This window comes from Dyadobacter bucti (assembly GCF_005869225.1).
GTDB lineage: Bacteria > Bacteroidota > Bacteroidia > Cytophagales > Spirosomataceae > Dyadobacter > Dyadobacter bucti.
Window position 1 is genome coordinate 127,987 of the sequence record NZ_SWFP01000005.1, and the last position, 22,157, is coordinate 150,143.

Consider the following 22,157-nt stretch of genomic DNA (forward strand, 5'->3'; position numbering starts at 1 on the left):
GAATAATTTAGACGATAAATAAGGCGGAATTTACTAAAACATGTAGTATTATTTTGTTAATAGTTCAGCTATTACACCTTCTTTCAGTGCATAGCTCGAAACCTGAATCTGCCTGATGCCATAGGTCTTAAGTACATAATCAACAAGGCAAACTGCCACTACGATCATATCGACTCTCAGTTCGATCATGCCGGGAATGTTCATTCGGGCTTCATGATTGCCGGAAAGGATCAGCTCATAAATTCGGTAGAATTCTTCAATGGAAAGCTGGAAATCGGTTTCCGTTTTTGGTGGCCAGGTGTTAGTTCGGTGATGATAATCTATGTCGATCAGGGTATCAAATGTGCCTGATGAGCCTACCAGTTTGTTTGGTGCGTATTGATGGACCGCATTGGCCAGCGGGATCAGGTTTTCTTCAAAATAATTATAAAGGCTTCTTCTGTCGCCCTGTGACAGTGGATCGTTTCGCATGAATTTTTCCATTAGCCTTTGCCCGCCCACTTCAAAGCTCTGTTTCCAGAAGATCTGTGACTGATTACCAATGATAAATTCAACGCTTCCCCCACCGATATCCATGATCAGCGAAGGATAATCACCGAGATCGGTACCATATCTGACGCCGTAATAGATGTATTCAGCCTCCTGATTGCCGTCAATAACGTTAATGGAAATACCTGTTTCCTGTTTAATTTGAGAACAGAAATCTTCTCTGTTAGAGGCATTCCGTACCGCACTGGTACCAAAAGCGTGCGTATGTGTTTCCTTCACGGCAAATTCGTCGAGCTTTTCGCGAAAATAATGAAGTATGGTCAGCGCTCTCTCGACTGCATCGGGGTGGATGATGCGCTGGTTTATGCCACCCAGACCTATTCTTGCGGGCCTGCTTTCGTGAAAAATTGTCTTAACAGCATCACCATTTTTTTCGACAATGAGAAGATGAAAAGTATTGGTCCCTAAATCAATAATACCCAGTCTGTCGCTCATATCGGGTCGCTAATCTGTTAAAGGCTATTTTTTCAATGCAATGATTGCAAAAATAACCTAATTTTAATGACTTATTTCTTGATTTTCTGACTACTATGTGTTTTCTTTGCAGTCCGATTTCAGAAACCAATTCAAAACATTATATTCTATAAGCATGCTTATTATAAACATCAAAGACAACGAATCGATTGACCGTGCTCTTAAGCGTTACAAGAAAAAATTCGAAAGAACAGGTACAATGCGTCAGCTTCGTGCGCGTACAGCTTTTGAAAAACCATCTGTAAGACGTCGTTTCGAAGTTTTGCGTGCAGTATACAAAGAGAAGACTTACGGTCATTTAGAAGACTAATATCCCCGGAGTTGTTTTCTGATGATTTGATAGGATAATTGTATCCAATTAAATACAAAAAAGAGCCGTCTTGCATGAGACGGCTCTTTTTTGTATGTTGGAGCTATGGTAGAGGTATTTCTGGAGTTTCTGAAGTTTGAAAAACGCTCGAGTGAGCACACGGTAAAGTCATACCAGACGGACCTTGATCAGTTTCAGAAATATTTACTCGCTCAATATGAATGTGGTGCCCCGGAAACCGCCAGTCCGTCAATGCTCCGGTCATGGGTAGTGAGTTTAATGGAAGAAGGCCTAAATCCTGTTTCAATAAACCGAAAAATTGCCTCTCTCCGCTCATATTATGGCTTTTTGAGGAGAAAAAAACTAATTGACAGCGACCCTTCAAAAATTCTCTCAGCATTAAAAACGCGTAAAAAACTTCCGGCATTCGTAGAAGAGAAATCAATGGAAATGCTCTTTGACACGGAACTGTTCAGTGATGATTTTGAGGGATGGAGAGACCGTGCTATTCTTGAGATCCTCTATGGAACGGGTATCCGTCTGACGGAACTTGTCAATCTTGAAATAAAGGATATTGACCTGTTTGGACGGACCATCAGGGTTTTTGGAAAAAGAGCTAAGGAGCGTATTGTTCCGGTTTCGCCAGGGCTTATAGAAATTGTAAAAAAATATCTTGAGGAGAGATCAGCTTCCGAAAACACACCCATTCTTCTCCTAACTGATTCTGGAAAGCCGGTTTATCCGGTTTTTGTGCAGCGAACTGTCAGAAGGTACTTGTCGGCAGTAACAACCCTTTCACAAAAGAGCCCGCACGTGCTCCGGCACACCTATGCCACACATTTGCTGAATCGCGGAGCGGATCTCAATGCGATTAAGGAGCTTCTCGGACATGCCAATCTCGCAGCTACTCAGATATATACACATAACTCAATCGAAAAGCTTAAAAAAACCCATCAACAAGCCCATCCAAAAGCCTGAAACCCATTTTTTCAGAGTATATTTGCTACTATTGCAAGTCCCAAAATATAATTTTGTCACTCCAGTATGAATAATAGTTTCCAGGACGCAGTTGTTACGAAGTACAATATTTTTAATAGCCTTTTCCTGAGTTTGCCCTACCGTGGCATTTTTCAGACAGGTTCGTTACTTCCGATACTTACCCAACAAAGTGAGACAGGGTTTCAGGAGGGAAAATCCCCGAAGGAAATCATCGAGCATTTTTTTTCAGAACTTCTGGAAACAGCCACACCGAAGGAAAGGGCCGATCTGCTTTTTGCTTTTATTCAATATATTGAGCGACAGGTTGTTCTTTTTGATTCCGTTGAAGATGCGGCATTTGACCAGACGCACGATCTTTCAGGGAAAGGTTCCGTGGCCTATCTTACAGACCGGCTGGACAAGGACGAACTTAAGAAAAAATTGTTGACCAAACTGGAAGATTTCAGTGTGCGGATTGTGCTAACGGCGCACCCCACACAGTTTTACTCCGGTAAGGTTCTTGGGATCATCAACGATCTTGAAGATGCTATCAAAGAAAATGATTTTACAGAAGTAAACCAGCTGCTTTTACAATTGGGTAAAACGGCATTTATCAACCATGAAAAGCCGACGCCGTTTGATGAAGCGGTAAGCCTTTGCTGGTTTCTGGAAAACGTATATTATGACGCGATTCCGTCCATTCTCGAAAAGCTGATCAATGGCCTGGGCATGAGTGTCCACGACTGGCCTTATCCGGATGTGTTTCGGCTTGGGTTCTGGCCGGGAGGTGACCGGGATGGAAATCCTTTCGTGAACCCGGATATTACCTTGCAGGTAGCAGCCAGGCTGCGGGAAACACTTTTGCGAGGATATTACAGAGACTTGCGGACACTGAAACGTCGGCTGACTTTTAAAGGTGTCGATGATGCGGTTTCCCTGGCTGAACGCAAGATGAACAGCACGATTTTCGGGCCGTTTGAAGACGGGTATGCCAATGCTCAGGAGCTGATCGACGAATTACTGAAAGCGCGCGAAGTTCTGGTGTCGAAACATCAGGGACTTTTCGTGGAACTGCTGGATAACTTTATCCTGAAACTGAATCTTTTCGGATTCTTTTTTGCCAGTCTGGATGTACGCCAGGACAGCCGCAAACATGCCAAGGCCTGGGAGGATATTCTAAAAAGACTCGAGAAGAAAATTCCTCTCCTGAAATACAGTGATTACGAAGGTTGGGAGGAAGCAAAAAAGATAGATCTCCTGCTCTCTTTGAATATTCCTCTTCGTGATGAGGATTATGAGGATGCACTCACAAAAGATATTCTTGGTTCGATCCGGGCCATCAAAACCATACAGGAAAAGAATGGTGAAAAGGGTGCGCACCGTTATGTGATCAGCAATAACACATCTGCACTGAATGTGATGCAGGTAGTGGCATTGGCGAAAAACCTGATTGCCGACGAAAATGGCAAGCTCGCATTGGATGTGGTGCCTCTTTTTGAAACTGTAGATGACCTTGCAAATGCGCCGGAAATCATGCGGTCATTGTACAATGATAATTATTACAGAAGTCATTTGGAAAACCGGCAAAACCATCAGACCATCATGGTTGGTTTTTCTGACGGTACCAAAGACGGAGGTTATCTACGTGCCAACTGGTCCATTTACCGTGCAAAGGAAGAGTTGACAAAAGTTTCCCGGGAGTTTGGGATCAAAGTCACTTTCTTCGACGGACGCGGTGGCCCGCCAGCACGTGGGGGAGGTAATAACCATAATTTCTACTCGTCTCTGGGTAAGGATATTGAGGATAAAGAAATCCAGCTGACGGTTCAAGGGCAAACGATCAGTTCCAACTATGGTACAGTAACCACTGCCATGTACAATCTGGAGCGCCTTTTCACTGCCGGGCTAGAAAACCATTTGTTCCGCGGTAATCGTGTGGAGGAGGAGTTGAGTGAAGAGGACAAGATTCTGATCGAGGAAATGGCGAAAGCTGCTTATCAATCCTACCTTGATCTTAAGAACCATCCGATGTTTGTAAAATATCTGGACAAGAAAACGCCGCTTCGATTTTATGGGCAGACAAACATCGGCAGCCGCCCTACCAAACGCGGGAATGATGATGAAGGCCTGAAATTTGAGGATCTCCGGGCAATTCCTTTTGTTGGATCCTGGGCACAGATGAAACAAAACGTTCCCGGTTTTTATGGGTTCGGTTCCGCGATAGAGCAACTTGTCAAGGATGGTAAAAAAGAGGATATCAAACAGTTATATAAAAAATCGCTTTTCTTCCGGACGCTGATCGAGAATTCCATGCAATCGCTGTCGAAAGCATTTTTCCCGGCTACAAAATATCTTCGAGACGAAGAGGGCTACACTGAGTTCTGGGATAAAATGTATAACGAATTTCTGCTGACGAGAGATTTGCTGCTTGAAGTTTCGGGCCAGAAAGAATTGCTGGACAGTAATAATGTAACGAAAGTATCTATCAAAACACGTGAAAGAATCGTGTTGCCGCTGATCACAATTCAGCAATATGCGTTGCAGATGCTGGCGCAGGATCCCAAAACTTTGCCCGTAGATGTTGAGATTTATAATCAACTCATTATGAGGGCGATGTTTGGAATTATTAATGCTGCAAGGAACTCGGCATAAGTTACTTAGGCATACATTGGACCGGCTGTTGAAATTTTTTCGACAGCCGTTTTTTATAAAAATGCCGCTGAAATAACCTATTTGCGCATCACTATATTTTTTGCAAAATAATTTGATTTTTTTTACCACAATTATTAGTAGACGAATAGTTGAGCAGGCTTATTATCGATGTTAAACTCTCAATATTCCTCAAACTTCAACTTTACTCCACATGACACATCATTCTGATCAGCGGGCCTATTTTTTTAAGATAGACACCACTATCAAAAAGATTCGCAATGCCTTACAAAAACAATTAACCGAAGCGGGCTTTGACCTGACAGTAGATCAATGGGTATTAATCGACCACATATTCCGCCGCCAGGGCATCAGCCAGAATGAACTTGCAGAACTGACTTTCAAAGATCCTCCGACCGTAACCCGCATTATTGATTTGCTGGAAAAAAAAGATCTGGTGGAAAGAGGCCCGGCTGCCGGGGACAGGAGAAAATTTAATCTTTTTCTCACAAAAAACGGAGAGAAAACATACAACCAGGCTTTCCCCATCGTAGCGGATATCCGCAGAAAAGGCTGGGGTAGTCTGAATGAATCGGACTATCAGCACTTTGTGAGGATTATGGATTCTATCTATCAGAATTTTACCTGAAAACGAGAGTTGTAAAGACTTTTTGAAAATACTTTTTTACTGAACGGGCCAGTCGCGGATGACGCTGATACTGGCCCGTTTTATATTAGCTGCCGCGAATTTGTGGGGGTTGTCAAAGGGATATTTTTCTTATTTACTTAAACCTTGGGCATATTTTTATATCTAATTTCTACGTTGGCAATAACGCTGACCGAAGTTTGGGAAGCAACAAAGCCAATTTTATTTATTACTTACTATCGTTCAATTAGCTATGAAAACCATTTTGTTGAGCGCGTTCCTTTGCAGCGCAGTTTTATTTCCTTCTTTTGCACAAACCACCTTATTGAAAGAAGCCTCTCCCAGAAAAATCGAAGTGGCTGGTTTTGCCGAAATGGAGGTAGTCCCCGACGAAATTTACTTCAGCATTTCGCTCAGGGAGTATTATGAGGATGAAAAAAATCAGAAAGGTAAAGTGATCATCAGTACGCTTGAAAAGCAGCTGATCAAGGCCGTGGCGGATGCAGGCTTATCCAAAGAAGCATTGTCGATTAGCGGCATGGGAGGTTATCAAAATTATGTGGATAAAAAGAAAAAGCCTGCTACATTTCTCGAAAGCAAACAGTACGAGCTTAAAATTGACCGTCCCGATAAGCTGGACGTGATTTTGTCAAAAATAGACAGCCGTGGTGTACAATATGCAAATGTTGCCCGGGTAGATCATTCCAAAAAAGAGGACTTTAAGAAACAGATCAAGATCGATGCGCTGACAGCTGCGAAAGACAAAGCGGAATATCTGCTGGCAGCGTTGGATCAGAAATTAGGCCAGGTACTGGAGATCCGTGAACTGGACGAAAATGTATTTTACCCACAGCCGATGTTGGCGAAAAGCAATATGAGAGCCTTCGCTCAGGCTGAATCGGCGGATATGGTGCAGGAAAGCGACGTACAGTACCAGAAGATCAAGATCAGTTACCGGATGCAGGCTGCATTCGAGATCAAATAGTACCTGCCAGAATTTATTTTGGTAAGTGTGACACGGCCGGGCACAATTTTTTGTAAACTGGCAGGGTGATTGTTAAGGCGTTTCTTTGTAACGATCCATAAGTTCTTTAAATTTAAAATAAACTAAGCAACTGGAAATCATGAGCATAAACGCAAAACACCTGGCCACATTTATCCTTGGAGCTGCCGCTGGGGTAGCGGCACACAAATATCTTCAGAGTGAGGAAGGAGAGAAGCTCCTGGAAGACCTTAAAACCAAGGCGAGCGACCTGAAAGCCGAGGCGGAAGGTGCCATTGATAAAGCACCGGAATATTTTGAAGAGCTGAAAACAAAAGGTTCCGAGGTGCTGAAAACCAATTTTCCTGATGCCGAAACATTCTTTAAGGATTTGTATGAAAAATTTGTAGGAAAAGGACCTTCGTCTGCTACTACGGAAACAACACCAGTTCCTGATCCGATATCCTGACCGGCGTAAATAATAAAGGTTGAAGATTAGGCGATGTGCGGAATCTTCAACCTTTATTATGCCTTAAATAGTCCATTGATCTGCGCATACTGGATCAGTAACATCGTTTTGGCGTCTTTTATCTCTCCCGTCCCAATCATTTCAACGGCTTTTGCAAAAGGAATTTCCAGCACTTCAATGTTTTCCTGCTCCGTTTCACAGCCGCCACCATCGTTAATCTTCATATCGGCGGAATATTCAGCAATAAAAAAATACAGGATTTCTGTGACGGATCCTGGGGACATATATGCCTCAAATATTTTTTTAACCGATCTGATTTTGAAGCCGGTTTCTTCTTCTGTCTCTCTTTTGATACAATCTTCGGCATTGTCTTTGTCCAGCAAACCCGCACAAGCCTCGATTAGCATACCCGTTTCATTTCCATTGGTGTAAGTCGGCAGCCGGAATTGCCTGGTGAGTATCGCGGTTTGCTGTTCGATGTTGTACAAAAGAATGGTTGCTCCATTTCCGCGGTCATACGCTTCCCTGCTTTGGCGTTCCCATTTACCGTCTGCGCGTTGGTAGTCAAAGGTATATTTCCTCAATGTATACCAGTTGTTTGAAAGGACTTCTTCAGAAACCACATTAACGTTTTCGTTCTTCATTTGATTGTTTATGATTGATTTTGATTAATAATGATCAAATATAGCGCCTAGTATGGGAAATTAAACTTTACTGCCTGAACATTGATTGAACGGACGAAATTTGATGACGAGCGAAGTCATATCAAATCGTATATTGTGCCAGTATCTTCAATCTGAATATGAAACCAGCGTCTTACTGGATCGAAAAATATAATCTTCAGCCGCATCCCGAAGGCGGCTACTACGCGGAAACTTACCGCTCCCGAGAAACGATTGCTGAACATGCCTTACCATCGAGATTTGCCGGTTCCAGGTCATACAGTACCGGGATCTATTTTCTTCTGGAGAAACATAATTTTTCCGCATTTCACAGGATTGCCTCTGACGAAATGTGGCATTTTTATGCCGGTGAGGCACTTGACATTTTTGTAATTGATCCGGAAACCGGAAAACTGGAGATCATCAGACTTGGGACGGATCCGGAAAAGGGAGAAGCATTTCAGGCTATTGTTCCGGCTGGAGCATGGTTTGCGTCCAGACCAGCCAACAACAGTTCCTATGCATTAGTTGGCTGCACGGTGGCTCCGGGTTTTGATTTTGAAGATTTTGAGATGGCTGACAGATTGGTATTGTCAGGCGATTTTCCTCAGCATCGTGATCTTATTGCGGCGCTAACCCACTAATATCCGATACTTGTGTCATCGCCACGGGGATCTGATCCGCCTTCCAACGATCCGTCGGGCAATACGAGGATACAATCCATGCGTCCGATCGTATTTCGCTGCTGTTCAAGAAAATAACCTTTGGACTGTAGTTTTTGGATAGCCCCCTCTGAGAAGGCATTGGCTTCAAAAGTAGTTTTGTCGGGTAACCATTGGTGATGAAATTTCAGTGCATTCACGGCCTGCTGCATGGTCATGCCATGTTCGAGCACATTTAAAATAGTCTGATAAACCGAGGTGATAATCGTTGAACCGCCTGGAGTACCCACAACCATCAGTAATTTGCCATCTTTTTCAATAATCGTCGGCGTCATTGAGGATAACATACGTTTTCCTGGTGCAATCGCATTGGCTTTGTTTCCTATGAGCCCGTACATATTGGGCGCACCTGCCTTTATGCTGAAATCATCCATTTCATTATTCATGAAAAAGCCACCTTTTTTGATCACAATCCTGCTCCCATAGCCGCCGTTCAACGTTGTGGTGACTGAAACTGCATTTCCATCCTTATCCACAACAGAAAAATGGGTTGTTTCAAGGCTTTCATAACCTGGGAAAATGCCTCCCGATATATCCTTACTGTCAGTTGCTTTGTCCCAGTTAAAGTCGCTCCAGCGCTTTTGCAAGTATTCCTTACTGACCAATGTTTCCGTAGGGATTTTTACAAAATCAGGGTCTCCCAAAAACTTTGCGCGGTCGGCATACACGCGGCGCTCCGCTTCGATCATTACTTGAATAGTGGAATCGCTGTGCCAGCCCCATTTTCGCAGCGGTTGCTGCTCGGTCAGGCGCATAAGCTGTACCAGCGCTATTCCGCCGCTGGAAGGAGGAGCCATTGTGATGAGTTTGTAATCCTTATAGTCCTGTACAACCGTTTCGCGCCACTGTGCCTGGTAGTCAGCTAAATCCTTTTTGCTGATAATACCTTCTTTATGACTGTTGATATCTTTCACCAGCCATTTTGCCACTTTTCCTCTGTAAAACCCATCGCGCCCTTTGTTCTGAATCCTGCGAAGCACTTTGCCCAGGTCTTTCTGTATCAGAGTGTCACCTGCCGCCCAATCTTTTCCGGAAGGATTCAAGAAATACTTCGTGCCCGGATTGAGCACGGTGAGGTCTTTTTTAACTGCATTCAATCCTCTGGCTTCGCGGTCGGTTTGTATGACGCCTTTTTCCGCCAGGTCAATCGCAGGCTGAAGAATTTTTTGCCATGATAATTTGCCATGTTTTGCATGGGCTTCCGCCATTCCTGCCACCGATCCTGGTACGCCCGAGGCCAGTCGGCCGAGTGTGCTTGCTCCCGGAATCACATTCCCGTTTTTGTCCAGGTACATATCTGCATGGCCTTTGGCCGGAGCTTTCTCACGAAAATCAATGCTGTAACTTTTGCCGGTATTGCTACGAAACACCAAAAATCCGCCGCCTCCAAGGTTTCCCGCCGACGGATGCACAACCGCGAGGGCAAACTGTACCGCCACCGCCGCGTCTATTGCATTTCCACCAGCTTTCAAAATTTCAACCCCTACTTTCGATGCCTCAGGATGTGCCGTGGCGACCATGCCATTTTTGGCAATAACACCCTTCCTATCATCATAAAATGGTTTTTGATTAGGGTCGTCGGAAAGGAACTGGTAAAATCCTGTCGACTCCTGTACAGGTTTTTGGGCCCGAACAGCGAGGGGTAATAAACTGATTATCAAAAACAGGGAGTAGCGTAAATTCATAATCCGGCACATTGGTGTTCATTGTAAGTTACAGAATGTCTTTTACAGGATGTATATCAAATCGTTTTTTTCAAACTTTTCCTGAAAATGTTTTTATAAATTGAAGATCAGAGACAATTTAAACTGTTTTTCTTGCCTTTTGTAACAAATAACTACCCTGCATCTGGCGTAACCGTTAACTTTTAAGTTCAATTGGTCAGGAAATAAAATTATCCGTCAAGCTGCTATGAAACTTTTACGGCAAATCTTCGAGAGCTTCCGCTTTGCCTGGCAAGCATTAAAATCCAACATAACACGCACTATTTTATCCTTGCTGGGTGTAACCGTGGGCATCTTTGCGATCGTTGCCGTTTTTACGATTGTGGACTCCCTGGAAAAAAGTATCAAGGAAAGTATGAGTTTTATTGGCGATAAGGTGATCTATGTTCAGAAGTGGCCATGGGGATTCGGCGGAGAATACCAATGGTGGAAATATTTTCAATGGCCTGAGCCCAATTATTCGGAATACAAATATCTGTATGATAATCTCGAAAGTGCCAGCGCGGTAGCTGTGATGGATTTTCGGGGTAGTACTACTTTAAAAAACGGTTCCAGCAGTATTGTGGCCCAGATCCAGGGCGTTTCCTATGAGTATAACAAGATATCCGATATTCCAATTGAAACGGGACGGTATTTCATCCCATTGGAAACCAATAATGCGCGCAATGTAGCCGTAATCGGGGCAGATATCGCCGAAGCCCTGTTCCCCGGGCAAGACCCGATCGGGAAGACATTTAAACTGGCCGGGAATAAATTTGCCGTAGTGGGTGTGCAGGTAAAAAAGGGGGAGAGCCTTATTGACTTCGGCGGCAGTCCTGATAAAAATTGCATCATACCTTTTGCGTCATTTTCAAAAATGTTTCAGTCCGGGCGAAGGAGTGCGGATATTGTCGTTAAAGGATTTCCGGAAGACGAAGGGATGAAGGAAGTAGAGGCAGAAATAACCGGATTGATGCGGACTAAACGCGGCATCAAACCCCGCGACGACAGTAATTTTTCTCTGAACCGGCCAGAGGCGGCGGCTGATGCTATTGCAGGTCTTTTTGCCGTGTTGACGCTGTCAGGATGGGTTATTGGCAGCTTTTCCATATTGGTGGGCGGTTTTGGTATTGCCAACATTATGTTCGTTTCGGTGAAAGAACGTACGAACCTGATCGGAATACAAAAGTCACTGGGCGCAAAAAATTATTCAATCCTGTTCCAGTTTCTTTTTGAGGCGGTTATGCTCAGCCTGGTGGGAGGCCTGGTCGGGATTTTCCTGGTTTATCTGCTGTCGTTTATGCAGCTGGGGTCACTGAAGATCATCCTCACACCTGGAAACATCATGCTTGGCCTGGGCGTTTCCAGTGTTATAGGTGTGTTATCGGGAATTATACCGGCTATGCTCGCCGCCCGGATGGATCCTGTGATTGCGATCCGCGCGAAATAATAACTAGGAAAAATCAATCTGTTTTCCGAAGTTAGCTTCATTCATAAACACTGAAAAAAAACTACTATGCGTAAATGGGTCATATTCGCAATATTTCTGGCCATTGTGTTCGGAATTTTATATTACCTCACCTTCGGATATTATAGTGAAGGAAAACGCGGAGGTTTTGTGACTAGGTTAAGCAACAAAGGATATTTGTTCAAAACATATGAAGGGGAGCTGAGAATGGGCGGCCTCTATGAAGGCGACGGTACCATGAATTCGTCGGAATGGGTTTTTTCGGTGAGCGGCAAAAATAAAGATGCCATCTCAAAACTGGAAGAGGCGATCAAAAGCGGTCACCGGGTTTCGCTTACTTACGAAGAAAAGTTCTTTACGCTGCCCTGGAATGGTGATACCAAATATTTTGTCACGGATGTGGAAGTCCTTGAAGGCGGACGGACCAATCTGCCGCCTCCAAAAACAGAGTTGCCTGCGCCAACGGAATTGGATACAAACAGCGTTCTTTAACGAAAGCGGGAGGTTAGCCTCCCGCTTTTTTTGCCTTATAGTTTTTACCGGTCAGCCAGTTGATTACCTTCTCACGATGATCTCCCTGGATCTGAACTTCGTGGTCTTTTACCGTTCCGCCAGTTCCGCAAAGCGCTTTCAGCTGTTTTCCCAGCGCTTCGAGATCGGTATTGGTACCTATAAAACCTTTCACCACCGTAATCACTTTCCCGCCACCTTTACGGTCCAGCCAGATCCTTAGGTCCTGCTGATTTGGAGATAACGTTTCAGGTTCGTCTTCGGAGGAATCGCTGTATTCAAAATCCGGATTGGTTGAGAAAACAACTCCTGTGCGGTTCTTTTTTGACATACGATTGATATTAAAATTTTTGACGGATATTAAAAATAATTATACCTACAAAATGATCTGCAGGCTTTGTGGTTTGATCTTGACCTCAATCCGGGTAGTATCCAGCTGAAAAGGCTCCCCGTCATAATGGATCATAGGAGGAGTATCCGTTTCCACCAGCGCTTCTTTCAAACTCTGGTAGGATATATACCGGGACGCTTTCAGCTGTTTAGTAAAAAGCTGATATCCCAGTGAAGTCCCATACCATTTCGGAAAAGGACGGATTGTGCAAATATCCAGCAAACCGTCCTGCAAGCTGGCCTGAGGCGCCACCCAGGCATTGTTGCCAAATTGTCCGGCATTGGCAAATGACAGCGAAAATGCCTGGGTTTCACTTCCATTGAGCCGGAAAGCCTGCGGCTTATAACTCCAGTATGCCTGAAATGACACATTGATATACGTAGCAAGTCCACGCTGGTTTTGCTGGCTGAACAAATGGCCCACATACGCGTCGAAGCCCATTCCTGCAGTACAGAAAAATGGGATGCCGTTTATTTCTGCACTGTCGATGGTTGTCACGGTGCCTGCAAAAAGCCTTTTTAAGGAAGCCTCCAAATTCAGGGGAATTCCAAGATGACGTGCCAGTCCGTTGCCTGAGCCAAGGGGCAGGATTCCCACGGGCGTCTCTGAATTTACGAGCGGGCGGGCTATTTCGTTGACTGTCCCATCGCCTCCGACCGCGACAATTGCTGTCCATTTTTCCCGGGAAAGGTTTTCTGTGACCAGCTCGGTAGCATGCGCTCTCTCCTGGGTGAAAAGGATAGTAGCCCGGCTCCCGTTTTGTTTGGCAAAGTAATCGATCCGCTGCTTAATGACTTCAGTCCTTTTTCCAATAGAAGTACCTGAATTAGGATTTAGAATAAACAGGTATGATGGCTGGCCCACGTCGATCAAGCGAAGAATAAAAACAGGATGAGAAGAAAAACAATGATAAAGAGATAGTATAGCCCATCTATGAACGGGTACTTCTGACGATCCAGTTTCTTGAAAAGATTATCGAACATGATTTATGCCGGTTTGCCTTTTGTTTATGACAACTTCGTTCTCAGACGCTTCTGAACGAATCTTTGCTGTATATTTAGTACAAAGATTCATTTTACAAAAATCCGCAAAAAATATGAGAAACTGGCTTTTGGCGCTGGTTCTATTGTCCGCAATGTCTGTAACGAATGCGCAGCAGGCGAAAGACCGGGATGCAATTTACGGTATCATGAACAGGCAGGCTTCGGACTGGAACAGGGGAGATATCGCCTCATTTATGAACGGTTACCTCGAATCGGACTCGCTGATGTTTGTGGGAAAAACCGGAGTGACTTACGGGTATAAGGCAACTTATGAAGGCTATCTGAAAAGATATCCTGATCGTGCGGCGATGGGGAAGCTTCAATTTACCTTTCTGAATCTCTCATTTCCTGAACCTGACGTGGCTTTCCTGGTTGGCAAGTTTCATTTGGAGAGGCCCGAAAAAGGGGATTTGGAAGGGTATTATACTTTGCTCTGGAGAAGGATCGGTGGCAAGTGGGTGATCGTTTGCGACCATACGAGCGGCTGATAAAAATCGGAACTGAGCAGGCAAACTGCTCAGTTCCGGGGTCATACTTATACTCTTTTGAAAACAAGCAGCGCATTCACCGCAGGTTTTGTAGCGTCTGTTTGGGTATTCACCACAACTACCAGATCATTGGTACTTTGAGTGATCTTGAATTCCTGGCTTGTGGTACCTTTCGATAACACCAGCTTGTCGCCATTTACTTTCCATTTGGCATCTGCTCCTACCGGAACAAAGGTGTCCATTGCCGATACGGCCGCGGGGCAGTCAGCAGTAGAAATAGAATTGTCGGAGTTGAAAGTAATTTTCAGGTCCAAGATGCAGGGAGCCACAGTGGTAACGAACTGTAAAGCTGGTATAGTGGTACCGGAAGCTTCAGGTGTAATGGCGGTCAGGTGCCATTTTCCAACAATAGGGTTGTTATCTACCGGCTCCGGATCCGGGTCTTTGTCATCTTTACATGCGACGAATGCAAGCGCAACAAGTATGAACGTCAGGAAGGTGATTTTGCTTAAAGAGTTAAAGATTTTCATACAGAATAGAGTAAGATAATGAACAGATCGGATACATGAATTTCAACGTTCAAACATACTTTAAAAATATTTTCCTCAGAAATATTTCGATCGGAACATAAGAATTTCAACACATTACAGCCTGGAAAATAAAGTCCCTATCCATTTTTCATAAAAATATCTATTAGCTGCCGGGCAGCCGAGAGGGGAGGTTCCAGATTATTGCCAACTGCTTCTTCAAGTGACGTCAATTTCCGCTTTACGACCGGACTATTGTAAAACTGTTCTTCCAGTGTCTGCCGGATATAATCATGCATCCAGTCAAGGTTCTGGAGCTGCCTGTTTTTTTCGAAAAATCCGTTTTTCCGGGTAATGTCGAAGAAGCGCATCATCTCATCCCATATCGCGGCGATTCCGGTGTTTTCCAAAGCTGAACATGGAACCGCTTTGCTGATAAACCCCGATTCTGTTTTGGGGAATAAATGCAATGCCTGCTGATACTCCGCCACGGCGCGCATGGCAGCATCTTTGTTGAGGCCGTCTGCCTTATTAATTGCGATCAGGTCAGCCATTTCCATAATTCCTTTTTTTATCCCTTGCAGTTCATCTCCGGCGCCGGCAAGCATCAGCAGCAGAAAGAAATCTGTCATGCCCTTCACCAGTGTTTCGGACTGGCCAACGCCCACCGTTTCAATCAAAATCACATCAAAACCACCTGCTTCACATAATAGCATTGTTTCGCGTGTACTTCTGGCCACCCCGCCAAGTGAAAGCCCGGTCGGAGAAGGACGGATAAAAGCCAGGGAGTTGCGGGACAGCTCTTCCATCCTTGTTTTATCGCCCAGGATGCTTCCTCCCGATTTTTTGCTTGAAGGATCAATCGCCAGTACCGCCACGCTTTTCCCCAGTGAGGTAACCTGTTTCCCGAAAGCTTCAATAAAAGTGCTCTTTCCCACGCCCGGTATTCCGGTAATGCCGATCCGCAAAGAATTACCAGTACGGGGAAGTATCTGACGAAGAATCTGAGCTGCAAGATCTTTATCTGCTGTTAACCGGCTTTCTATGATCGTGATCGCCCTGCTCAGGACGAGACGGTCACCAGCCAGAATGCCGCTGGTATATTCTTCAAGGGAAAGGCGATGGCGCATAAACTGTTTTCGGAATTATCCGGCCTGTAGCCCGCCGGATATTGGTTGGTAAAAATGAAACTTTTTCTCCTAAAAAAGGCGAAAAGATGTATATTGCTCGTTTACAGTATCATATTTTTAATATTTTATCATTCGAATGAAAATTTCAATAATTCGCCTCGGCATTTTAGCGATGGGTTGCCTGGGGGTGTTTGACGCTGTCGCGCAGGGATCCGACAAGGTGAAGTACGATTCTCATGTACTTTTTCATCCATTGTTTAATTTTCAGCCTGGCAATGAATACCGGTCGGGAAGTGGCGCCCCGGGGCCGAAATACTGGCAAAATCGTGCAGATTATAAGATCAACGTAGCCCTGGAGGAAGAGAAGGGAACTGTGAGCGGCGATGTAGAGATCATCTATAAAAACAACAGCCCGGAAAATCTGGAATTCATATGGTTACAGCTCGACCAGAATGCATTCAGTGACAGGTCGAGAGGTGGAAAAACAACCCCGGTTACAGGTGGACGTTTTGGGAATACCGGTTTTAACGGAGGTGACTCGATCAAAACGGTGACTGTTCAGCAAGGCAAGGACAAGTTTGTAGAGGCTAACTACAAAATTACAGACACACGCATGCAGATCCGCCTGACTACTCCTGTAAAAGGAAACGGGGATGTGATCAGGATCAAAATTGCTTACTCGTTCAAAATCCCTGAATATGGTTCCGACCGTATGGGAACGTTGGAAACCAAAAATGGTATTGTGTACGAAATGGCACAGTGGTATCCCCGCGTAGCTGTTTTTGATGATATAGAAGGATGGAATTTACTTCCTTATCTTGGAGCAGGTGAGTTTTACCTTGAATATGGTGACTTTGACTACAATGTTACCGTTCCCTGGGACCATATTGTTGTAGGTTCGGGAGAGCTGTTAAACCCTGCTGACGTACTTACCTCAGAACAAAGGAAAAGGCTTTCTGAGGCTGCCAAAAGTGACCAGACTGTAATGATCCGCAGTGCTGAGGAGGTTACTAACCCTTCAACCCGGCCGAAACAATCGGGAAATCTGACCTGGCGCTTCCGTTGCCTGCAAGCCAGGGACATAGCCTGGGCTACTTCCAAAGCTTTTGTCTGGGATGCCGCCCGCATGAATTTGCCTAATGGAAAGACAGCCCTGGCGCAGTCTGCTTATCCTGCGGAAGATGGTGGTCTGGACGGATGGGGACGTTCTACTGAATATGTGAAAGGTTGTATCGAATTTTATTCCGCTTATGTACATGAATATACTTACCCGGTGGCCACGAATGTAGGTGGAATAGTGGGTGGTATGGAGTATCCCGGCATCGTTTTTTGCAGCAGTAAAAGCCGCAAAGATGATCTTTGGGGAGTAACTGATCACGAGTTCGGCCATAACTGGTTCCCGATGATCGTGGGTAATAATGAAAGAAAATATGCGTGGATGGATGAAGGTTTCAACACTTTTATCAATTTCCTTTCTACGGATAATTTCAATAACGGTGAATACAAAACCACGCAAATGAATGATATGCACCGTCTGGCGCCGATTATTTTCCGTCCGAAAGCTGACCCGATTATGACCATTCCTGATGTTGTTCAGGCAGTGAACCTGGGCTGGGAGGCGTACTACAAACCTGCGCTTGGATTGAAAATGCTGCGTGAGCAAGTGCTTGGTAAAGAGCGTTTTGACTATGCATTTCATTTGTATGTACAGCGCTGGGCATTCAAACATCCTACTCCTTATGATTTTTTCCGTACCATGGAAGATGCGGCAGGAGAAGATCTTGGTTGGTTCTGGAAGGGCTGGTTCTTTGAAAACTACAAACTGGATCAGAGTGTGAAAGAAGTAAGTTATGTGGATCAGAATCCGCAAAAAGGATCTTTTATTACGATAGAAAACCTGGATCAGTGGGCAATGCCTGCCAAGATCGACATCGAAGAGGTGAGTGGCAAGAAAACACGTGTTGAGTTGCCGGTGGAAATCTGGCAGCGCGGTGGAAGCTGGACGTTCAAAGCAGCCACTCAGCAGGCTATCCGTTCGGTAACGATTGACCCGGAACGTGCGCTTCCGGATGTCAATCCTGAAAATAATGTCTGGAAACCAGCGATGTTTGCGGAACCAGAGGTAAATTAAGAAGTGTCTCTGATTAACGATAAAAAGCCTTCCAGCAACTTTTTTGCTGGAAGGCTTTTTATCTGGTAGGCCGCTTGTAAGCTAAACTGTAATAAGCATCGCTCCGTAAGAGTAACCTCCTCCAAAAACTGTAATGACCAGGTTTTCGCCTTTTTTAAATTTCTCTTTATTCTCGGATAGTGCAATCGCGCAGCCCGCACAGCCAGTATTTCCAAGATACTGGATGTTGGAAATCAGCTTTTCGGCAGGGATACCGAGGGTATTGATCACATTGAGGCTGATGCGGTGGTTGGCCTGGTGCGGTATCAGATAATCCAGATCGTTGATCGTAAGGCCGCATGCTTGCAACACCTGCTGGCTTACTTTGGGCATGTAAATACATGCATTCTGGAACACATCGCGGCCAAAAGGCATGATCACGCCCCGGTGATTGGGCCTTAACACAACAGCTTCGATAGCTTTTCCACTGGTTGCTGCGCCCCCCGTGATCAGTTTTTTGATCTGCATATCTGAATCGGTCTGCCTTTCCTTGGATATCAAAAGAGCAGATGCACCGTCGCCCCAAAGGTGGCCCGAAACCGTATCCATTTCATTGTAATATGCAGTGTTGTGATCAGAAACAACCACGAGTGCTTTGGAAGCTTTGCCCATTGCAAAGTATCCTTCTACTATCTCAATCGCATTTAAAAGCGACGAACAGGCGGAGGAAATGCTTACCACCGGAATGTCGGGAATCTGCAGTTGATGCTGTACCGCATGCGCAAGCGTGACAATGGTATCGTATGGGGTGTAAGTGGCCCCGACTATGAGATCTATTTCATTTTTGCTGTAAGGGATTGATTCAAGTAAGGACTCGACAGCACTGATTGCCATGGTAGATGTATTCTCATCTTGTGCAGCTTTACGTCTTTCCGAAATTCCTGTTCTTTCTACAATCCACTCGTTGGACAGATTGTTAATATTTGTAAAATATTCATTACCAATTACTTCGCTTGGTAAATAATGACTAATTGTATTAATATACATGGTTGAGAAGTTGACTCCGCAAGCTAGGATTCCATTTAATTCCGAAAGTTAAATATTTCATAGAAATCGTAGCATTTAATATTTGAACAATTCAACAATAAGTTTATAAAATTATACCACCAGCGCGTCAAAATTCCACTGGGGCTCTTGATTTCAGTATTTCTTTATAAAAGGATATCAGGCTTTTTTCCTCACTGATCCAATTATAGTTTATTTCCACGGATTTCCTCCCGTTATCTGCCATTTCAGAACGCAGACCGGGATTTTCGGTCAGTAAACGAAGGCTATGAAACAGCGCATCAGCATCATAAGGCGAAATGCAAAACCCGCATCCGGATTTGTCCACAATCTCTTTGTAAATCACGAAATCAGAAGTGATAACGGGCAATTTTAAGGCCATGTATTCAAAAAGTTTTGTCGTGTAGGAATCCGGGTAATCGGCGACAGGTTTTAGCAATGCAATCCCTGCAACACAGCCAGCGGCATAGGATAAAGCTTTTTTCTGATCAGTATAGCCGTAAAAAATCAAATTATTCTGTACATCATCAAATCCGGGCAGGCGGTGCAATTCTTTTTTCTCCACGCGAATTGGCCCGAATAAATGGACTCGAAAGTCAGGATATTGGGTTTTTAATTTTGCCAAAGCTGCAACCAGTACATCGAACGATCTTTCAATGGAAATAACCCCCGAATAGAAAAACCGTACCGAACCATTTTCATTGCAGTTGTTGCCGGCATGCGCATCGATGAACGGAATGGACGCGTAGTTACGGATGAGTGCAAAAGCGTGCTTTAGATTAATGTACTCTTGCAAATAGGCCTGTTCCGTGAAAATACAATAAAAACGCCTGCGGGCAGCATGGTCGAAAAAATGGAATAATTGCCTGTAAAGCGCGGCATTGTTATACCTCTTGATACTGAATTTTTTGTAAAGATTTTCCTGCACTTCATAAATTACCCTTGAACCAAGTAAACTGAATATGAATGCGAGAGGAAGCAGTTCAGGAACAAAAATATGGACAAGATCAGGCCGGACACGCAGAAATTTCCAGAATACCACAGGATGGCAAAACAATATCCTGAGCAACAAGGCCTGAAAATGAGGTAACCTGACCATGGTCACAGAATTCGCGGCCACATGCTTTTCTGCTTCGGGCAGCGCACAAAATACCTGGTAGTGCCTGGCCAGGGCCGGGGCAATTTTATAAACGATCCGCGGATCGGCAGAAGGATGTACCGTGCTCAAAAGTAACACACGTTTCATGCCCTGGTAACGATTGACACACCGGCGGAGGTACCAATGCGGTCTGCGCCGACTTCAGTAAATGCCAGTGCCTGCTCATAAGTACAGATGCCGCCGGAAGCTTTGATTTGCACATGTGCCGGGAGAATAGTCCTCATTTTTTTTACCGTTTCCAGCTCGGCACCACTAGGTCCGAAACCCGTTGAGGTTTTCACAAAGTCAGCATTTGACTCTGCACAGATCTCGCAGGCTGTGTAAAGCTCAAAACTATCCAGATACGCGGTTTCTATGATCACTTTGAGGATTGCATCTTCTGCATGGGCAAGGTCGGCGAGTTTTCGTAGTTCATCGCGCACACTCAGGTAAGCCATGGATTTGAACTGCGAGATGTTCATGACCACATCCAGCTCTGTTGCCCCGTCGCGCAGAGCACTTGCTGCCTCGAAAACTTTTGTTTCCGTAGTGCTATATCCCAGAGGAAAACCGATTACTGTTGCAATTTCAATGTTGACCGGGCAAAATTCCAGCATTTCTTTTGTGTAAGCCACATAGGTGGGTGCAATACAAACTGCTTTGAACTGATGGATCCAGGCCTCTTCGCAGACCTTGCGGATATCTGTTTCGCTGGCCGTGGGGCTCAGCAAAGTGTGGTCGATGCGGGAGGAAAGGTTGGTCATGAATGTTCCTGGTGTGATCCGTTAATATAAAAACCCCATCTGGGCGACGGGGCTTTTATGCAAACATTATATTTTTCTGATCTAGGCTTTGCTTTTGGGTTTTTTAACCGGCTCTTCCTGAACTGCCTCTGCGGATTCTTCTTCTGTACCTGCTTCTTCTGCCTGCGCAACGAAAAGCTCAGGGGTGTATTTGGACAGCAGATTATACCAGGTAATGATCTTTTTGATGTCAGATACATATACTTTAGACCTGTCAAATTCCGGAAGGATCTTGTTCAGGAACTCAATCAAATCCTTATCTGAGGAAGTTTTAACCTGCAATGCGACTTCTTCGCCGTGCGCTTCCCGGATTTTGAGAAAAACATCAGCCAAAGGAATAGACTCTTCTTCTCCTTCTGTAAAAATAGAAACGTCTTTCAGCACCGAAACCCGCGCTGTGGGCCCGATAAGTGTTTTTTCATGTTTTTCGTCAAGACTTTCAACGATCACACCTGCGCGGCTTGGCTTGAGAATACGGTACAAACCGCTTTTACCTGAAACATTTGCTATTTCTTTCAACAAATCCATTCCGGTTGACTCTACTTGTTCACTCATCCTTTCTGTACTATTAGTTATATCTTAATATTGATTGTGTTGAACGCGACTCCCAACTAAATTTTGCGCAAAATAACGGAAAGATTGACCGTTATACAACCCTGGGGCTACTTCGTTTTTTCAAACGACTGATTATAAGTTTCTATTGCTTGCAGAATGGGTTCGCGGCCTTCATTTTTTTCGGCCGAGGAAATGAACATCGGCGGGGTTTCGTCCCATATCAGATCCAGCTTCTTTTTGTAAGCGTCTACCTGAGCTGCCGCCTGGCTTGCTTTCAGTTTATCGGCTTTTGTAAAAATAATGTGAAAAGGAATCCCGGCTTCGCCCAGCCCTTCCATAAAATCCAGGTCCACATCCAGCGCGCTGTGCCGGATGTCGATCAGCACAAATGTACAGATCAGGTTTTCGCGGTTATGCAGGTAATCACCGATCATCTTTTCCCATTTTTCCCGCTCCACTTTACTCACTTTGGCATATCCGTATCCAGGTAAATCCACCAGATACCAAGAGTTATTGATCAGATAGTGATTAATAAGCTGCGTCTTGCCGGGCTGCTGTGACGTTTTGGCAAGCGATTTTTTTTCAGTGAGCATGTTGATAAGTGATGATTTACCCACATTCGACCGACCGATAAATGCATATTCCGGCAGATCAGGGGAAGGACATTTGAGATAGTCCGAATTACTCATGACATATTTTGCTTCCTGAACTTTCATAATTTTTGTATTAATGACGCTGCGAAGTTACTTTTTTCTTTGTTATCCTCTCAGTAACACCGTGTCGGA

The 22,157-nt window shown here is 44.6% G+C and carries 23 protein-coding genes; 11 read left to right on the top strand and 12 right to left on the bottom strand.

Annotated features, from left to right (window positions below):
* Window positions 1–48: 48 nt before the first annotated feature.
* Window positions 49–984 (bottom strand): Ppx/GppA phosphatase family protein, encoded by a 936-nt coding sequence (locus FBF61_RS17230; RefSeq protein WP_138479492.1) that lies wholly within the window; start codon window positions 982–984, stop codon window positions 49–51.
* A 154-nt stretch (window positions 985–1,138) separates the two neighbouring features.
* Between FBF61_RS17230 and rpsU the strand changes: the two genes are divergently transcribed.
* The 6 genes from rpsU to FBF61_RS17260 all read left to right on the top strand — a co-directional run bounded on the left by rpsU (window position 1,139) and on the right by FBF61_RS17260 (window position 7,057).
* Window positions 1,139–1,333 (top strand): 30S ribosomal protein S21, encoded by a 195-nt coding sequence (gene rpsU / locus FBF61_RS17235; RefSeq protein WP_026629542.1) that lies wholly within the window; start codon window positions 1,139–1,141, stop codon window positions 1,331–1,333.
* Between the two features lie 105 nt (window positions 1,334–1,438).
* Window positions 1,439–2,311: a phage lytic cycle repressor MrpR family protein gene (locus tag FBF61_RS17240; RefSeq protein ID WP_138479494.1), complete on the top strand. Its 873-nt coding sequence runs from the start codon at window positions 1,439–1,441 to the stop codon at window positions 2,309–2,311.
* Between the two features lie 66 nt (window positions 2,312–2,377).
* On the top strand, window positions 2,378–4,963 hold the full coding sequence (locus FBF61_RS17245; protein ID WP_138479496.1) for a phosphoenolpyruvate carboxylase: 2,586 nt from the start codon (window positions 2,378–2,380) through the stop codon (window positions 4,961–4,963).
* Window positions 4,964–5,174: 211 nt separating this feature from the next.
* Complete coding sequence (locus FBF61_RS17250; protein ID WP_138479497.1) at window positions 5,175–5,609, top strand: MarR family winged helix-turn-helix transcriptional regulator; 435 nt, start codon at window positions 5,175–5,177, stop codon at window positions 5,607–5,609.
* Between the two features lie 250 nt (window positions 5,610–5,859).
* The gene (locus FBF61_RS17255) at window positions 5,860–6,591 is read left to right on the top strand and encodes an SIMPL domain-containing protein (RefSeq protein ID WP_138479499.1); all 732 of its coding nucleotides are present in this window, start codon (window positions 5,860–5,862) and stop codon (window positions 6,589–6,591) included.
* Between the two features lie 139 nt (window positions 6,592–6,730).
* Window positions 6,731–7,057, top strand: coding sequence for a YtxH domain-containing protein (locus FBF61_RS17260; RefSeq protein WP_138479501.1), 327 nt, complete (start codon window positions 6,731–6,733; stop codon window positions 7,055–7,057).
* 56 nt (window positions 7,058–7,113) lie between these two features.
* On the opposite strand, the gene nudK is transcribed toward FBF61_RS17260, so the two are convergent.
* Window positions 7,114–7,701 (bottom strand): GDP-mannose pyrophosphatase NudK, encoded by a 588-nt coding sequence (gene nudK, locus FBF61_RS17265; RefSeq protein ID WP_138479503.1) that lies wholly within the window; start codon window positions 7,699–7,701, stop codon window positions 7,114–7,116.
* Window positions 7,702–7,859: 158 nt separating this feature from the next.
* Between nudK and FBF61_RS17270 the strand changes: the two genes are divergently transcribed.
* A complete protein-coding gene (locus tag FBF61_RS17270; protein WP_138479505.1) occupies window positions 7,860–8,363 on the top strand; it encodes a cupin domain-containing protein in 504 nt (167 codons plus the stop codon).
* On the opposite strand, the gene ggt is transcribed toward FBF61_RS17270, so the two are convergent.
* Window positions 8,360–10,126 carry a gamma-glutamyltransferase gene (gene ggt, locus FBF61_RS17275; protein WP_138479507.1) on the bottom strand — a complete coding sequence of 589 codons (1,767 nt, stop codon included), beginning with the start codon at window positions 10,124–10,126 and terminating at the stop codon, window positions 8,360–8,362. The genes FBF61_RS17270 and ggt overlap by 4 nt on opposite strands.
* Before the next feature lie 226 nt (window positions 10,127–10,352).
* On the opposite strand from ggt, the gene FBF61_RS17280 reads away from it, so the two are divergent.
* Both FBF61_RS17280 and FBF61_RS17285 read left to right on the top strand, forming a co-directional pair.
* Window positions 10,353–11,594 carry an ABC transporter permease gene (locus tag FBF61_RS17280; RefSeq protein ID WP_138479509.1) on the top strand — a complete coding sequence of 414 codons (1,242 nt, stop codon included), beginning with the start codon at window positions 10,353–10,355 and terminating at the stop codon, window positions 11,592–11,594.
* Between the two features lie 66 nt (window positions 11,595–11,660).
* The gene (locus FBF61_RS17285) at window positions 11,661–12,104 is read left to right on the top strand and encodes a DUF8785 domain-containing protein (protein ID WP_138479511.1); all 444 of its coding nucleotides are present in this window, start codon (window positions 11,661–11,663) and stop codon (window positions 12,102–12,104) included.
* 13 nt (window positions 12,105–12,117) lie between these two features.
* Here the strand turns inward: FBF61_RS17285 and FBF61_RS17290 are convergent, their stop codons facing one another.
* Both FBF61_RS17290 and FBF61_RS17295 read right to left on the bottom strand, forming a co-directional pair.
* Window positions 12,118–12,453: a translation initiation factor gene (locus tag FBF61_RS17290; RefSeq protein WP_138479513.1), complete on the bottom strand. Its 336-nt coding sequence runs from the start codon at window positions 12,451–12,453 to the stop codon at window positions 12,118–12,120.
* Between the two features lie 45 nt (window positions 12,454–12,498).
* On the bottom strand, window positions 12,499–13,377 hold the full coding sequence (locus tag FBF61_RS17295; RefSeq protein WP_138479515.1) for a diacylglycerol/lipid kinase family protein: 879 nt from the start codon (window positions 13,375–13,377) through the stop codon (window positions 12,499–12,501).
* Between the two features lie 232 nt (window positions 13,378–13,609).
* Here FBF61_RS17295 and FBF61_RS17300 point away from each other — a divergent pair, with 232 nt between their 5' ends.
* Complete coding sequence (locus tag FBF61_RS17300; RefSeq protein WP_138479517.1) at window positions 13,610–14,044, top strand: YybH family protein; 435 nt, start codon at window positions 13,610–13,612, stop codon at window positions 14,042–14,044.
* A 47-nt stretch (window positions 14,045–14,091) separates the two neighbouring features.
* On the opposite strand, the gene FBF61_RS17305 is transcribed toward FBF61_RS17300, so the two are convergent.
* Window positions 14,092–14,574 carry a lipocalin-like domain-containing protein gene (locus tag FBF61_RS17305; RefSeq protein WP_138479519.1) on the bottom strand — a complete coding sequence of 161 codons (483 nt, stop codon included), beginning with the start codon at window positions 14,572–14,574 and terminating at the stop codon, window positions 14,092–14,094.
* Between the two features lie 137 nt (window positions 14,575–14,711).
* A complete protein-coding gene (gene meaB / locus FBF61_RS17310; protein WP_138479521.1) occupies window positions 14,712–15,701 on the bottom strand; it encodes a methylmalonyl Co-A mutase-associated GTPase MeaB in 990 nt (329 codons plus the stop codon).
* Between the two features lie 136 nt (window positions 15,702–15,837).
* Here meaB and FBF61_RS17315 point away from each other — a divergent pair, with 136 nt between their 5' ends.
* Entirely contained in the window at window positions 15,838–17,832 is a 1,995-nt protein-coding gene (locus tag FBF61_RS17315; protein ID WP_138479524.1) for a M1 family metallopeptidase, read from the top strand.
* Window positions 17,833–17,913: 81 nt separating this feature from the next.
* Here the strand turns inward: FBF61_RS17315 and FBF61_RS17320 are convergent, their stop codons facing one another.
* The 5 genes from FBF61_RS17320 to yihA all read right to left on the bottom strand — a co-directional run bounded on the left by FBF61_RS17320 (window position 17,914) and on the right by yihA (window position 22,088).
* On the bottom strand, window positions 17,914–18,858 hold the full coding sequence (locus FBF61_RS17320; protein ID WP_138479526.1) for a 3-oxoacyl-ACP synthase III family protein: 945 nt from the start codon (window positions 18,856–18,858) through the stop codon (window positions 17,914–17,916).
* 127 nt (window positions 18,859–18,985) lie between these two features.
* On the bottom strand, window positions 18,986–20,122 hold the full coding sequence (locus FBF61_RS17325) for a glycosyltransferase (RefSeq protein WP_138479528.1): 1,137 nt from the start codon (window positions 20,120–20,122) through the stop codon (window positions 18,986–18,988).
* Window positions 20,119–20,778 (bottom strand): deoxyribose-phosphate aldolase, encoded by a 660-nt coding sequence (gene deoC / locus FBF61_RS17330; protein WP_138479531.1) that lies wholly within the window; start codon window positions 20,776–20,778, stop codon window positions 20,119–20,121. The genes FBF61_RS17325 and deoC overlap by 4 nt, the downstream gene beginning before the upstream one ends.
* An 81-nt stretch (window positions 20,779–20,859) precedes the next feature.
* Complete coding sequence (locus tag FBF61_RS17335) at window positions 20,860–21,372, bottom strand: DUF5606 family protein (protein WP_138479533.1); 513 nt, start codon at window positions 21,370–21,372, stop codon at window positions 20,860–20,862.
* 107 nt (window positions 21,373–21,479) lie between these two features.
* Complete coding sequence (gene yihA / locus FBF61_RS17340; RefSeq protein WP_138479535.1) at window positions 21,480–22,088, bottom strand: ribosome biogenesis GTP-binding protein YihA/YsxC; 609 nt, start codon at window positions 22,086–22,088, stop codon at window positions 21,480–21,482.
* Window positions 22,089–22,157 lie beyond the last annotated feature (69 nt).

What these genes read in the sequence shown, in the direction of transcription:
- FBF61_RS17230 (WP_138479492.1), bottom strand. Translation starts at nt 984, where the DNA reads ATGAGCGACAGACTGGGTATTATTGATTTAGGGACCAATACTTTTCAT.
- FBF61_RS17240 (WP_138479494.1), top strand. Translation starts at nt 1,439, where the DNA reads ATGGTAGAGGTATTTCTGGAGTTTCTGAAGTTTGAAAAACGCTCGAGT.
- FBF61_RS17325 (WP_138479528.1), bottom strand. Translation starts at nt 20,122, where the DNA reads ATGAAACGTGTGTTACTTTTGAGCACGGTACATCCTTCTGCCGATCCG.
- FBF61_RS17280 (WP_138479509.1), top strand. Translation starts at nt 10,353, where the DNA reads ATGAAACTTTTACGGCAAATCTTCGAGAGCTTCCGCTTTGCCTGGCAA.
- deoC (WP_138479531.1), bottom strand. Translation starts at nt 20,778, where the DNA reads ATGACCAACCTTTCCTCCCGCATCGACCACACTTTGCTGAGCCCCACG.
- FBF61_RS17335 (WP_138479533.1), bottom strand. Translation starts at nt 21,372, where the DNA reads ATGAGTGAACAAGTAGAGTCAACCGGAATGGATTTGTTGAAAGAAATA.
- FBF61_RS17270 (WP_138479505.1), top strand. Translation starts at nt 7,860, where the DNA reads ATGAAACCAGCGTCTTACTGGATCGAAAAATATAATCTTCAGCCGCAT.
- nudK (WP_138479503.1), bottom strand. Translation starts at nt 7,701, where the DNA reads ATGAAGAACGAAAACGTTAATGTGGTTTCTGAAGAAGTCCTTTCAAAC.
- FBF61_RS17315 (WP_138479524.1), top strand. Translation starts at nt 15,838, where the DNA reads ATGAAAATTTCAATAATTCGCCTCGGCATTTTAGCGATGGGTTGCCTG.
- FBF61_RS17260 (WP_138479501.1), top strand. Translation starts at nt 6,731, where the DNA reads ATGAGCATAAACGCAAAACACCTGGCCACATTTATCCTTGGAGCTGCC.
- FBF61_RS17255 (WP_138479499.1), top strand. Translation starts at nt 5,860, where the DNA reads ATGAAAACCATTTTGTTGAGCGCGTTCCTTTGCAGCGCAGTTTTATTT.
- ggt (WP_138479507.1), bottom strand. Translation starts at nt 10,126, where the DNA reads ATGAATTTACGCTACTCCCTGTTTTTGATAATCAGTTTATTACCCCTC.
- FBF61_RS17285 (WP_138479511.1), top strand. Translation starts at nt 11,661, where the DNA reads ATGCGTAAATGGGTCATATTCGCAATATTTCTGGCCATTGTGTTCGGA.
- yihA (WP_138479535.1), bottom strand. Translation starts at nt 22,088, where the DNA reads ATGAAAGTTCAGGAAGCAAAATATGTCATGAGTAATTCGGACTATCTC.
- FBF61_RS17305 (WP_138479519.1), bottom strand. Translation starts at nt 14,574, where the DNA reads ATGAAAATCTTTAACTCTTTAAGCAAAATCACCTTCCTGACGTTCATA.
- FBF61_RS17300 (WP_138479517.1), top strand. Translation starts at nt 13,610, where the DNA reads ATGAGAAACTGGCTTTTGGCGCTGGTTCTATTGTCCGCAATGTCTGTA.
- FBF61_RS17250 (WP_138479497.1), top strand. Translation starts at nt 5,175, where the DNA reads ATGACACATCATTCTGATCAGCGGGCCTATTTTTTTAAGATAGACACC.
- FBF61_RS17245 (WP_138479496.1), top strand. Translation starts at nt 2,378, where the DNA reads ATGAATAATAGTTTCCAGGACGCAGTTGTTACGAAGTACAATATTTTT.
- FBF61_RS17290 (WP_138479513.1), bottom strand. Translation starts at nt 12,453, where the DNA reads ATGTCAAAAAAGAACCGCACAGGAGTTGTTTTCTCAACCAATCCGGAT.
- FBF61_RS17320 (WP_138479526.1), bottom strand. Translation starts at nt 18,858, where the DNA reads ATGTATATTAATACAATTAGTCATTATTTACCAAGCGAAGTAATTGGT.
- rpsU (WP_026629542.1), top strand. Translation starts at nt 1,139, where the DNA reads ATGCTTATTATAAACATCAAAGACAACGAATCGATTGACCGTGCTCTT.
- meaB (WP_138479521.1), bottom strand. Translation starts at nt 15,701, where the DNA reads ATGCGCCATCGCCTTTCCCTTGAAGAATATACCAGCGGCATTCTGGCT.